A 12,111-nucleotide genomic window follows, 5' to 3' on the forward strand; every position below is an offset into this window, starting at 1 on the left:
TCAGCTGTGGGCGTAATCCTCACTGACAGCAATGATGTACGGAGTACTTTGCGCATTGATGATCGTTACGATGTGCTGCCGCTGTAGCGGAATAAGACCCTTTTCGGGTCTTATTTGCGCGGGTGCGTGTCGCAAGGGAGGATTTAACGCCCAAAAGGGGCGTTAAATCAAGAGAAAGAGCCCGCAGAAGCCGGAGCGCAGCGGAATAAGACCCTTTTCGGGTCTTATTCGCGCGGGTGCGTGTCGCAAGGGAGGATTTAACGCCCAAAAGGGGCGTTAAATCAAGAGAAAAAGCCGGCTGCCTCTACCGCCGGCGCAAAGCAAAAAAAGGCCCGAAAGGGCCTTTTCTAAAAAGCACTGGGGACAGGAACGCCCCCTATGTGCATAGTTATTGTTTCAGCGCCGAGCCGTGCACCCATACCTGCTCCAGCTCCAGCTCCGAGCTGAGCAGCAGCAAGTCGGCGTGTTTGCCTTTGGCAATCGAGCCGTGCGTATCCGCGAGGCCAAGCAGCCGCGCCGGATTACCGCTCGCATAGCGGCTCGCGTCTGCGACGCTGACACCGACCTCGCGCACCATAAACCGGAGTGCCTCGATCATCGTCAGCGTGCTGCCGGCGAGCGCGCCGCCCTCCGTCAGCCGGGCAACGCCCGACTGCACGGTCACGGCTTGGCCGCCAAGGTCATACTGCCCGTCGCCGAGCCCGGCAGCGGACATGGCGTCCGTGATCAGCAGCAAGCCATGCGGCTGCTTCACCATCGTCAGCAGCTTGATCGCTGCTGGATGCACGTGAATGCCATCGGCGATCACCTCGCCGCTGATGCGCGCGTCGGTGAGCACCGCACCGACGGTCCCTGGCTCGCGATGATGCAGTGGCTTCATCGCGTTGAATGTGTGCACCGCATGGGAGAGCCCCACTTCCGCCGCCGCCTGAATGTCGGCGTAGGAGGCGTCCGTGTGGCCGCATGCGGCAACGATGCCTTGATCGCGCAGCCACGCGATCATCTCATGGCCTCCCTCGCGCTCGGGGGCTAGCGTCAACTGCTTCATGAGCTGTGGGAATCGCTCATGCCAATCCCTCAACCAATCAAGCTGCGGCGTGACCATGAGCTTCGGATCTTGAGCGCCCGCCCACTTGGGCGAGATGAAAGGACCTTCCAAGTGCACGCCAAGCAGCTGAGCGTAAGGCATCTCCTGCTCCATATAGCTTTGCACTTCAACTAGCACGCGATCAATCGCTTCACGCGTAGCGGTCATCGTCGTGGCCAACATGCCCGTTGTGCCATGCGAAGCATGAAACTGAGTAATCGTATCTAATGTTTCCGGATTAGAGTCCATAAAATCAGCGCCATAACCGCCATGCACGTGAACGTCGATGAAGCCAGGCAGCAGCCATTTGCCGCTGGCATCAATTCGTACCGCGTCTGGACTAGCAGGGTCTGCCTTCGAACCTGCTAACTCACCTACGTACGCTAATTTGCCATCAATGACGTGAACCAATCCATTGTCAATGACGCCTTGTTCGGTAACGACCTTGGCATTTGTGATGAGAAGTTCGCTCATTCGAACAGCCTCCCAGCCTCAGCGTCCAGTAGAACAACAAGGTGAGGATGCGTCTGAAGCAGTGTGGCTGGAACTTCGGTCGTAATAGGTCCTGTAAGGGCACGGTGTACGATTTCTGCTTTATCTGCACCACGTACAATTAAAAGGATGGTTTTGGCTTTAAGAATCGTACCCACTCCCATTGTCAAAGCGTGCGTAGGCACATCATGGATGGAATCGAAGTAACGAGCATTCGCTTCACGTGTTTCTTCTTTTAATTCTACGCGGTGAGTGCCGCTAATTAGGGAATCGTCAGGCTCATTAAAGCCGATATGTCCGTTATGACCAAGCCCTAGAATTTGAAGATCGATTTGCTTGGCGTCATCCAAAAGTTGATTGAATCGCGCACATTCTGCTTCCAAATCAGAGGCATTACCATTCGGAATATGAGCGGATTCAGCAGGAAGGTCGATATGAGCAAATAAATGCTGCTGCATATAGGCATGGTAGCTTTCAGAATGGTCGTCAGGTAAGCCGACGTACTCATCTAGGTTAAAAGTCGTTACTTGTTTAAAACTAACGCGGCCTTTTTGATAAGCCTTCACCAGTTCTTCGTATATGCCTACGGGTGTTCCGCCGGTTGCCAAGCCGAGAACGGCTTTTGGCTGCATTTGAACGAGGGAGGTGATAATACCTGCACCTGCTTCGTTCAGTTCTTGTTGGTTTTGGAAAATATGAAGATTCATAATCATTATTCCTCGCTTTCAGAGATGAAAGTTCAATTTATTTTGCATGAAAATATCATTTTTTGATCAAATTATTCTCATTTCAATCATAACTGAAATTATTAAGATCGGCAATAAGCATTTTCCATGATTGTACATTGACTTACATGGGTATGTTTGCCATTCTTAACTTAGATCATTACAACTAATTTATTCATAATAAAGGAGTAAGAAGATGACTACTCGGGGACAACTGCCAGAAGCAATGCTGTTTGATTTGGATGGGACTTTATTTCAAACGGAAACCTTACTTTTACCAGCGTACCATGCGACATTCGACGAACTTCGAGCAAAAGGTATTTATGAAGGCGAGACACCGCCAGAGGAACGAATTCTAGGTGCATTGGGCATGCTTCTTGAACATATCTGGATGCGTGTCATGCCAGAGGCGCCTGTTGCTGTACATCAGGAAGCGGACAAGTTATTGATTAAATACCAGATTGACGGGCTGCAGGAGGGCCGCGGCGTGTTGTATGAAGGTGTGGCAGAAACCTTGCAAATCTTGCATGCGAAAGGTGTTCGTTTATTTGTAGCCAGCAACGGGTTAGAGGATTATGTCAAACAAGTTGTAGGTGCGATGGGAATTGCTCATCTTTTTGAAGGCTTATTCAGTGCCGGCGAGTACCAAACGAGATCCAAAGTAGATTTAGTCCAAATCTTGCTGGAAAAACACGGGATTCAGTCCGCTTGGATGGTTGGAGATCGCTCGTCCGATGTAGAGGCAGGACTTCGCAATAACTTGACCGTTGCAGCTTGCGATTACGCAGGCTTCCGAGATGCTGGTGAGCTCGAGGGCGCACATATTCGAATCGGTCGATTTGCAGAGTTGCTTGATCATTTATCCTAATTCACGCAGGTTGTCGCAAAGCGGGTCCTTTGGGCATACACTGTAGCACATTGAGAGATAAAGGTGCTGATCAGAATGCCTTCTTTTGTAGGAATATTTAATATTATAAGGAATGAAGGAAACCTGATTAACGGAGATACAGCTGTCATTGCCCCGACAAGTGCCTCCAAAACATATACAGGAGCTGGCGGTGGAATCACAGGGGATTTCTCGATATCCACATCCGTTTTCAGTGCAACGATTACGTTAGATCCTGACGTGATTGAAGCGGGGGCGAATAAAACAGCGACAGGGACCTAGTCCATGGAGCTGAGCATGGTGAAGACCGATTCAAACTCACATACGTGAGTTGATGAATCGGTCTTTTATTTTTGGTGAAGCCTATTGACACTGGCAAGTCTGCTTATTTATTATTAACATATGAGCAATCATTCATATATAAAGATATAGACCTCATTTGTGAGCAGCTAGGGAGGGAATGCCATGCATCAGCATGATTCGGAAAAGGAACACGCATGTGGACATGACCATGGGCATGAGAAGAAAGGCCATGAGCATCAAGCTCATGAAGGGCACAGCCATCACAGCCATAGCGGTCATGACGATCATCATGGACACAGTCATGGACACGGCCATCATCATCACGGACATGGGCATCATCATGGACATTCTGGTAATAAGGCGGGATTACTCATTGCCTTATGCATAACAGCGGGCATCATGTTACTTGAATTTGTTGGCGGCCTCTGGACGAATAGCTTGGCGCTGCTCTCGGATTCGGGCCATATGTTAAGCGATGCTGGTGCATTAGCATTAAGTCTATTGGCACTGTGGTTTGCAGCGAAGCCGACGACGGGGCGATTATCCTTCGGTTTTCATCGTTTTGAGATATTGGCTGCACTCTTTAATGCGGTGACGTTATTCGTCATTGCTGGATTCATTATATGGGAAGCCATTGAACGTTTCCTTCAGCCTACAGTCGTTGCTAGCGGGTCTATGATGTTGATTGCGTGTATCGGTCTACTCGCCAATTTATTAAGTGCCTGGTCGCTCATGCGCAAGGGAGATGTTCATGGCAATTTGAATTTACGCAGTGCTTATTTGCATATATTAGGAGATGCGTTAGGCTCTGTAGGTGCAATCATTGCTGGTGCTTTGATGCTTCTGTTTGGGTGGTATGTGGCCGATCCGATCATAAGTATGATTGTGTCTCTTCTTATTTTGAAGGGGGCATGGGCTGTACTTAAATCAACGCTTCACATCTTAATGGAAGGAACACCGTATGCGATCTCGATGACATCTGTGAAACAAGTCCTAGAAGGTATTGAGGGTGTCGTTGATGTACATGATTTACATGTGTGGACGATTACTTCGGGTATGGAAGCTTTAAGCTGCCATCTGCTGATAAAGGATGATCAAGACAGTCAAGTCATCCTGCAACAAGGGATTACTGCGATTGAGAAACAATTTGGCATAACGCACGCGACGATCCAAATCGAGAAGTCAACGAACAACCACCAGGCTCTTCAAGTATAAAAAGTAGCGAAGTCAGGAGGGGATAAGCGTGGATAAAGGATTGCTGGAAGTAAATACGGTCGCTGAGGATTGCAGCTGCGTGCATTCGGATCCGAATCAAGTTGAGAACGAGATTGGGCTAGCCGATGAGCAAGCGATTGGGATTGCTGAGATTTTCAAAGCCTTGGGAGATCCAACACGCGTTAAAATTATATATTTTTTGCTAAATAAAGAGCTTTGTGTTCATGATCTCGGGATGCGAATAGGGATGGAGCAATCTGCGGTTTCACATCAACTAAGGTATTTAAGGGATCTGCATATTGTCAAGAGACGCAAAGAAGGAAAGACGGTCTACTACTCCCTGGATGATGAGCATATTGAGCAGATTTTTGTTCAAACGATGGGGCATCTAGGTCACGACTAAGCTGCACAAAAAACAAGCGTTCACTCTATGGAGTGCAACGCTTATTTTTATATGTTATTAATCATTCCTATCGTCAACGCTTTTTTTTTGACTGAGCATCCAGAGCGCATATTCGAGTGGTCGTGTGACGGCTTTCTGGTAAGTGGCATGCTGACCAATTCTCCGGAATACTTCCCGGGAAGGCTTCGGATTCACTTCAAGCAGCCAGACATTGCCTTTGAGATCGACGGCGATGTCCATGCCCAACTCACACAGCTTACCGAATTTGACTTCCAAGTAGTCGGCCAGTTTATAAGCGAATTCGTTCATCTCTTCCTTGATGGATTCTCTTTTCTCTGGGGAAGGGAACCGATAACTTAACAAGCGATCTTGCGTTACAGCCGTACCGCCGCCGTGAAGATTCGATGTAATACTGCGATGAGGACCGATTCTTCCTGCACACCCCGTTACTTCCCATTCACCTTGACCATTTTTCTGAATAAGCAAACGATAGTCATGAACACGACCGTCATTCAGAGTCAGATGAATGCCTTGCTGAACGACATAGTCAGGGCTCAAATTCAGCGTATGCAGCTTGATGGCCAGCTGTCTTTCATTCGCTCTGAAAGGCGCGATGATGGAGCGATATTGATTTCTACCTTGCAACAAATACAAATCGGGGGAGATTTGTTCAATTCGTAGAATCCCTCTTCCCCCAGTGCCATTCTTCGGTTTAACATAAATGAGCTTATATTTCTTTAGAAACTTCGTTAACTCGGAGATCGAACTGTAGCGAACTGTGGCGGGGAGATAGGGACGTATAGCTGCGCTTTGAGATAAGGTTTGATGCATTGACCATTTATTCGCGAGTGGTTTACTTAAATAGATGAGCTTGGCATGTCGATTGCGAAAGGCTTGAAGCATATGATAATTCGCCGCGGCTTTATAGCGGCAACGATCATAGATAATGGGAGGTAAGGTGGTGTATTTCCGAAGCCATCTTCCTCGATTGGAGTCAAATGTGAGTGTTCGCACTGCGTTTCCCTGTACATCCGCCGGAGTGAATACCTCAACTTGAACGCCTAGTCGTTGGCCTTCCTTGCTTAGCCGTTTGAAATAAGCCAGTTCTTCAAGTCGTGAGTTGTTTAGATAGATAGCGAGTACGCCTAGTCGTTCTTGAGCCAAGCATAATCACCTTCTTCTCCTAGAATTAATCAAATGCAAGCTGTATTGAATAATTCGTTCAAGTGATTTCTGGCGGATTCGGGGTTCGTCGAATTTCATTGGCTTCGAATTTGCCTCAAAGAACCAGATGTGTCCAGAAGTGTCAACACCAATATCCATCGACATTTCGCCAAGTGGATTACCCGATGATTTCTCTATTTGAGTGGCTAAGGTAACAACCGCGGCTCCCACTCGTTTTAAAATGTTTTTGGCTTCTTTAGCTCCAAAAGCATAGGTGAGCAGCTTTCGCGGTTCGTCAATCGAGCCTCCGCGCGGAACGTGTGTCGTAATACTTGCTTTACCAGCAACTCGGGCTCCAATACCCGAAACATTCCATTCACCTTTTGCGGTTTTCTGGACTAGAGCACGCAAATCATAGGCACGTTCTTTGAATCGGGTAAGTGCAATACCTTGTTGGACGATATAATCTTGGCCACCGCGATGACGGTCCCATTCCTGCCAGATATCATCTGCCGTATTGTGATAGCTATAAACCATTTTCTTCTCATGAAGACGGCTTAAACGATAGTGTCCACTGTGTCCCTTCGCATTTACGCGATCTATCCGCATAATCCCCATGCCTGCTTTACCTTTAACGGGTTTCAAGTAAAGGACGGGGTGCTTCTGTAGTAATTGGGAAACATCGGACGCTTCATTCATTTGCAACGTATCAGGCATGAACGGCTTACTTTCCTTCGCGCTATTTAACCAACTGAATAATGTCCATTTGTTAAAAAAGGAAGGATTGAATAAATGAATGCTGGTGCTGCGCTTGCAGGCTTGAATGGTTTGTTGAACCTCTGGTTTCATTTCCATTTTGCGGTAGGGAATACGGTTATAGACAACTTGAGGAGAGGGAACGAGTTCCCTGCTCCATTTCTTCGCACTTGGGTGAAAGCGATAACCGTACATTTCAGAGTTTGAAATACTGAAGTCTTTCGTAGTTACGACATACACGTCGAGCCCATAGCGTTCGCCTGTTCGAATCAGATCAAGAAAGTTATCTAAGTTTCCCCGAAATACACGGGAACTGTCTTTTACCGTGAGGATAGCTAATGTAGGTTTAGAAGATTTCTCATGAAGGGTAAAACCCATTAGTTCTCCCTCCTTGAGCGGAAGCGGCTCAAATAAAGGCAATGCTCATAGACACTTTGCAGTGTGGCGTTATCTCCGTCTTTTAATGAGGGATGTTTGAAAATCGATCGACCAGGTTTCGCATTGGCTTCAAACATCCATATTTTTTCATTTTGATCAATACCGATATCGAATCCAAGTTCACCGAGCAAATGATTGTAATTATTTTCAATGCCTTGCGCGAGCTTAATCGCTGTTTCCTTGGCATTTTCGAGAATCTGTTCCCCACGTGCCCCATAAACTAAACGAAGAACCTGCTCAGGTGTCATGAGTTGGCCGCCGTTGCGGATATGTGTGGTAACACTGCCTTTACCAGATTTCTTAGCGCCAATGGCAGCAACGACCCACTGATTACTACCGTTTTTGGTTAAATGAAAACGGAAATCGATAGGGCAATTATCAATTTCTATAAGCCGAATCCCTTGTTGGGCAACATAGCTTGCTAATCGACCCCGTCCTGTTCCCAGCATCTGCATCAAGCCTTCAAATTTGGAATAACGAATCAGTACATTTTTATTGGCTTTTCGATACCGGACGAAATAACCGCGCTTCGGATTATAAGTAACGCGATAAATACCGATGCCTAAGCTGCCTGCTGTTGGTTTCAAGTAAATAAATTTATGTTTATCGAGCATATCTTTGATCTGTTCGGCAGTGGGATTAATACGGGATTCAGGTACGAAACGAAATGCTTCGTCGCCGTCTAATAATTTGTAAACATCCCATTTATCAAAGAAGCTCCAGTTAAAGATCGGAATTCCCCGTCCCACGAAGCGATTCTTAAATCCCTCCATACCTGCTGATTTCTCTGCTTTACGGCTGGATAGCCGATTGTAGATAACATCTGGGAGCGGGAATGTTTTACGTGTCCAACCTCCGCCTTCTTTGGGGATTATGCCTGATACGGTTTCTGAAATCCAATTCACACTCTTAGGGCTAAAAGCAAAGCTGAAAGAGCGTTGTGAACCTGTGTTGATCACTTGACGAATGAAGCCTGTTTTGGAACCGAAAGGTGATGTGCCGCTTTCCACATTGGTTAGAACGCCAATAAGCGGGCCGATGCGAAGTTCTTTATTGTTGGTATTGATGACTAACACATTCCCTGTGCGAGGTATACGCAAGGAGGCCATTAGGGAAAGCGGGATGTACATATGCTGACCACTTTTTTTGATCAAACGGACCGGTAACGAAGTCCCTTTACTCCCAACCTTTACAGTAATGGATTTAGTTCCGGTTAACCGTAAAGCTTTGGCGAGATCACTCGTTAAGTAGACCGATCTATCTGTTCGTTGTACGGCGTGGAGCATACACGATGTCAAACTCATTAGGTTACCCTCCTAAACTTGTTGCCCTACGGGGCTTTCCGTGTCAAACAAGCAGATGACATTCTGCCCCCATGAGCACATTCAAACAAAGCTTAGCTCCTGTCAGCTCAGCTGTTTGTTCAACAAAAATCCAGCATAGTGGATCGGATTTGTAATTGATTTCGTTCGTGCTCGTTCATTATGCAAACGGGCGAAAATCGTTCGGCCCGGCTTTGAATTAACTTCTAGAATCCACACGCATCCGCTGGTATCAATGCCGAAATCAATGCCTAGCTCGGCTAGTCGACCATGATAGGACTCCAGTACGGATGGTATGTGCTTAGATAGCATATCGATCGTATCCATCAGTTGCGTAGACTTCGATTGACCAAATTCTCTGGTGAGATAATCGCTTGCGTCTTCGGCAGTGCCTCCGCCATGCAGATTGGAGGTAATGCTTCCCGGTTGACCTACGCGAACGGCCACTCCTGTGTGTTCCCAATTTCCGCGTCCGTTTTTCTGTACTAAGGAACGAACATCGTAAGACATCCCGTTCATCGCGTGGAGATGCAAATATTGTTGCAGGAGGTAGGGACGTGAGCCTAATAAACGCTTCAGCCACTGCCAGCAAGTGGTCCATTCTTGGAACTCTGCTGCTACGGGTTGGTTACGTCCATCTCTTCCTTTTACTTGAAAAAGGTGGCCATCTTTGTGTATGTGTATGGCACCTTTGCCTTGACTTCCACCTTGGGGTTTTAGGAATACGTCTTGCTGACTCTGCAGCCACGTGTCAAGTTGCTGACCGCTCCGTAATTGACTAGTCTCTGGCAAGAAGGGACGGAGAGCAGCATCTTGATGGAGAATCTGGCCTACTTCCCATTTGCCGCCAAGTCCGTAACCTAGAAAGCGGATGGAGGGGATTTCTCGCAACTTGCGCACATGATATTGATACGTGAGATAACTCTGCTTCGTACAGAAGAAGCAACGATCGTAAATAAGTGATGGAAGAGGGAACAGCTTGGTAATCCAGGCCAACTGTGTCCGATCATACATATAACCCCGTACCATTGCTTGCAACCAATCGATGCGATTAGGCGAGAAAACAAACACATCGATGCCCTTGTTAGCACCCTGTATGGTTAGATTCTGATAGAAAGTGGAGCTGGCAAAAGGAAGGTCGCGGTTTAGTTCGGTAACCATGATACCTAACAAAGGGCGTTGTGTTCGCATTCGCATCATTCACCTCAATACTTCGCTAGAAAGCGAGCGTATTTGACTAATGTTTTGACAGAAGGCCTGATTTTATTTTTAGTATTATCTGTGTTAAGAGCTGTATTATCGTCTTTCGAAGGTTTGGAGTTCACTTCAAGCAGCCAAACTCTACCTAATCGATCTACGGCAAGATCAATGCCTAATTCACCGAAATGACTGGGAATCTGAGTTTCGATTCCTTTAGCAATATCCAACGAGGCTTTGCGTAATCGACGTATAATGGAGGCGCGGGCTGCAGTTGTCGAGAAAGAGGCTTTGGCTAACGCTGCCGGTACAGTGGATAAGGATCCGCCTCGTGCCAAGTTGGAAACAAAGTGCTGCGCACCTGCAATCCGACCGACAATGGAAGTAATTTCCCATTCTCCTTTTTCCCCCCGCTGTACAAGTGCACGGAAGTCAATTGGATTTCCCTCAGTTGTGATGAGATCAAGACCTTGTTGGATTTGAAAGCGCTGCGTTTTCAGCTTCCCAGAAATGGATTGAAACACGGCTAGCAAAGAAGGGAACGTTTGTCTGCGTACACCAGCAAGACTAGTTGAATGAGCTGTATACGATTCACCAAGGCCATCTCTTCGAATTCGAATAATGCCATTGCCAAGACTTCCAGTAATTGGTTTAAGAAATAGCGTGCTGTGGCGGCCGGCCATAGATTTCAGCATTTGAAAGTTTTTGAAAAGATGAGACTCAGGTAAGTAGGTATGCAATGAGCTATCTTTGCGTAAAGCTTCAAACACTTCTGTTTTGTTCAAATATTTCTCATTAAAAATTTCCGTGCCATAGCGAGATTTGACGTCTTTCATGAACTGCTGAACATTGGTCATATTCTCGTACTTGCGTGAGGTGAGTCGATTGTAGATGACATTCGGAATAGGGAACGTTCTTTTACTCCAAGAGCCATTTGCGTAGGAATAAGCAGAAATGGATTGGGGATTGGCGCGCATTTCTTTGGGTGGGAAGAAACATACACTAGCCCCTAATTGATCACAAGCAACAGTCAACTCTTTGCAAAAGGTGGTAATTGGACCGAATGGGCGACTCTGGGAACTCGCATTAACGCGGCTAATCATTACGCCAATTAAGGGTCCAATCGACATTGTATTCGAAGTTGGCTTATAGTTGATCGTAAGCCGAGCCCCTTGTTGAAGACCTATCTTAGATGCAAGCGCAGGGTCGACGCGGAGGCTATTCGGTACAGCAGCTGTGACCACTTTGACATCCTGCTGATAAGAGCCGAATCGCATGTTAATCATTTGATTGGATGGAACTTTCCATTTTTTTGCAATGGCTGCACTTAGAACAACGGTCCGATCATCCAAATAAATGCTGGTGCTTTGAATGGATACGCCAACTTTCGTTCTGGTCAATAGTGAACACTCCTTCCAGCATGAGAAAATCCCTATCGAGGTCATTCAAGGATGATCGACCGCTATTCTCCCCTACAAAGTGACCTTTGCGGGGGCCCCGGGAAAGTTAGATTTTATCGCCAACAAGAAAGCTATTTTCGTTCATCGAAAACGTATCTTTTCTCATATGGTCACAATGGTATTACTGCTCAAGCAAAGTAAACTACTCCATCATATGAGGACATATTTCCCTTTGTGCCTAGGCTTCTGCCGGAAAGCGCCCATTCTTCAAACATAACTTCAGGGAGTATTCAGCCATTTTTTAGGAATTATTCAGGATTTTAAGCCCATAACCGCGTATAATGAGCTTAGATTCTTAATCGTTGAGATGGGATGGATGAGGTATGAAAGTATCCTCGAGATGGACGAAGTGGCAGATTGCAATCGTTGTCGCGATGATTGTTGTTTATTTGTTTCAAGAAGTCAAAGAGAGCCCAGAGTTCCTAGCAGCAGTTCGCGAAGCGGCGAATGCCAAGCTGCCTATCGTCCCCGTTACCATACAACAAAGGCAAGATAGCTCATCATCAGAACCTCTCGATAAAAATGCAGCTGCGAAAATGGAGCGCACGGGACGAAGCCGCGACCAACTGAATGAGACGGACGATTCGTTCTCGCAATCCCGTTCACAAATAAAGTCCCATACTAGAAGCCGTGCATCCTAGTCTTTTGGAGCTAGGAAGGGAG

12 protein-coding genes are annotated in these 12,111 nt (G+C 46.8%); 5 read left to right on the top strand and 7 right to left on the bottom strand.

The window, feature by feature from the left end:
- Positions 1-388: 388 nt before the first annotated feature.
- Together nagA and nagB are read right to left on the bottom strand one after the other, a co-directional pair.
- A complete protein-coding gene (nagA, locus tag AC58QT_RS19335; protein WP_497410435.1) occupies positions 389-1,561 on the bottom strand; it encodes an N-acetylglucosamine-6-phosphate deacetylase in 1,173 nt (390 codons plus the stop codon).
- Entirely contained in the window at positions 1,558-2,286 is a 729-nt protein-coding gene (gene nagB, locus AC58QT_RS19340; protein ID WP_310500441.1) for a glucosamine-6-phosphate deaminase, read from the bottom strand. The genes nagA and nagB overlap by 4 nt, the downstream gene beginning before the upstream one ends.
- A 214-nt stretch (positions 2,287-2,500) precedes the next feature.
- On the opposite strand from nagB, the gene AC58QT_RS19345 reads away from it, so the two are divergent.
- From AC58QT_RS19345 to AC58QT_RS19360, 4 genes are all read left to right on the top strand, one after another.
- Positions 2,501-3,172 (top strand): HAD family hydrolase, encoded by a 672-nt coding sequence (locus tag AC58QT_RS19345; RefSeq protein ID WP_497410436.1) that lies wholly within the window; start codon positions 2,501-2,503, stop codon positions 3,170-3,172.
- Positions 3,173-3,247: 75 nt separating this feature from the next.
- Positions 3,248-3,472, top strand: coding sequence for a spore germination protein (locus tag AC58QT_RS19350; RefSeq protein WP_310500439.1), 225 nt, complete (start codon positions 3,248-3,250; stop codon positions 3,470-3,472).
- A 183-nt stretch (positions 3,473-3,655) separates the two neighbouring features.
- Complete coding sequence (locus AC58QT_RS19355) at positions 3,656-4,708, top strand: cation diffusion facilitator family transporter (RefSeq protein WP_497410437.1); 1,053 nt, start codon at positions 3,656-3,658, stop codon at positions 4,706-4,708.
- A 79-nt stretch (positions 4,709-4,787) separates the two neighbouring features.
- Positions 4,788-5,111 (top strand): ArsR/SmtB family transcription factor, encoded by a 324-nt coding sequence (locus tag AC58QT_RS19360; protein ID WP_497410574.1) that lies wholly within the window; start codon positions 4,788-4,790, stop codon positions 5,109-5,111.
- Between the two features lie 57 nt (positions 5,112-5,168).
- On the opposite strand, the gene AC58QT_RS19365 is transcribed toward AC58QT_RS19360, so the two are convergent.
- From AC58QT_RS19365 to AC58QT_RS19385, 5 genes are all read right to left on the bottom strand, one after another.
- A complete protein-coding gene (locus AC58QT_RS19365) occupies positions 5,169-6,275 on the bottom strand; it encodes a YheC/YheD family endospore coat-associated protein (protein ID WP_497410438.1) in 1,107 nt (368 codons plus the stop codon).
- Between the two features lie 6 nt (positions 6,276-6,281).
- Complete coding sequence (locus AC58QT_RS19370) at positions 6,282-7,409, bottom strand: YheC/YheD family endospore coat-associated protein (protein ID WP_310500436.1); 1,128 nt, start codon at positions 7,407-7,409, stop codon at positions 6,282-6,284.
- Entirely contained in the window at positions 7,409-8,773 is a 1,365-nt protein-coding gene (locus AC58QT_RS19375; protein ID WP_497410439.1) for a YheC/YheD family endospore coat-associated protein, read from the bottom strand. The genes AC58QT_RS19370 and AC58QT_RS19375 overlap by 1 nt, the downstream gene beginning before the upstream one ends.
- Positions 8,774-8,875: 102 nt before the next feature.
- Positions 8,876-9,982 (bottom strand): YheC/YheD family endospore coat-associated protein, encoded by a 1,107-nt coding sequence (locus tag AC58QT_RS19380; protein WP_497410440.1) that lies wholly within the window; start codon positions 9,980-9,982, stop codon positions 8,876-8,878.
- A 14-nt stretch (positions 9,983-9,996) separates the two neighbouring features.
- Entirely contained in the window at positions 9,997-11,388 is a 1,392-nt protein-coding gene (locus AC58QT_RS19385; RefSeq protein ID WP_310500433.1) for a YheC/YheD family endospore coat-associated protein, read from the bottom strand.
- Positions 11,389-11,771: 383 nt separating this feature from the next.
- Here AC58QT_RS19385 and AC58QT_RS19390 point away from each other — a divergent pair, with 383 nt between their 5' ends.
- On the top strand, positions 11,772-12,089 hold the full coding sequence (locus AC58QT_RS19390) for a hypothetical protein (RefSeq protein WP_497410441.1): 318 nt from the start codon (positions 11,772-11,774) through the stop codon (positions 12,087-12,089).
- Positions 12,090-12,111: the final 22 nt, after the last annotated feature.

The sequence above is a fragment of the Paenibacillus sp. J31R109 genome (assembly GCF_059692055.1).

Coding starts and splice junctions, on each gene's coding strand:
- nagA (WP_497410435.1), bottom strand. CDS start 1,561: ATGAGCGAACTTCTCATCACAAATGCCAAGGTCGTTACCGAACAAGGC.
- nagB (WP_310500441.1), bottom strand. CDS start 2,286: ATGAATCTTCATATTTTCCAAAACCAACAAGAACTGAACGAAGCAGGT.
- AC58QT_RS19345 (WP_497410436.1), top strand. CDS start 2,501: ATGACTACTCGGGGACAACTGCCAGAAGCAATGCTGTTTGATTTGGAT.
- AC58QT_RS19350 (WP_310500439.1), top strand. CDS start 3,248: ATGCCTTCTTTTGTAGGAATATTTAATATTATAAGGAATGAAGGAAAC.
- AC58QT_RS19355 (WP_497410437.1), top strand. CDS start 3,656: ATGCATCAGCATGATTCGGAAAAGGAACACGCATGTGGACATGACCAT.
- AC58QT_RS19370 (WP_310500436.1), bottom strand. CDS start 7,409: ATGGGTTTTACCCTTCATGAGAAATCTTCTAAACCTACATTAGCTATC.
- AC58QT_RS19375 (WP_497410439.1), bottom strand. CDS start 8,773: ATGAGTTTGACATCGTGTATGCTCCACGCCGTACAACGAACAGATAGA.
- AC58QT_RS19380 (WP_497410440.1), bottom strand. CDS start 9,982: ATGCGAACACAACGCCCTTTGTTAGGTATCATGGTTACCGAACTAAAC.
- AC58QT_RS19390 (WP_497410441.1), top strand. CDS start 11,772: ATGAAAGTATCCTCGAGATGGACGAAGTGGCAGATTGCAATCGTTGTC.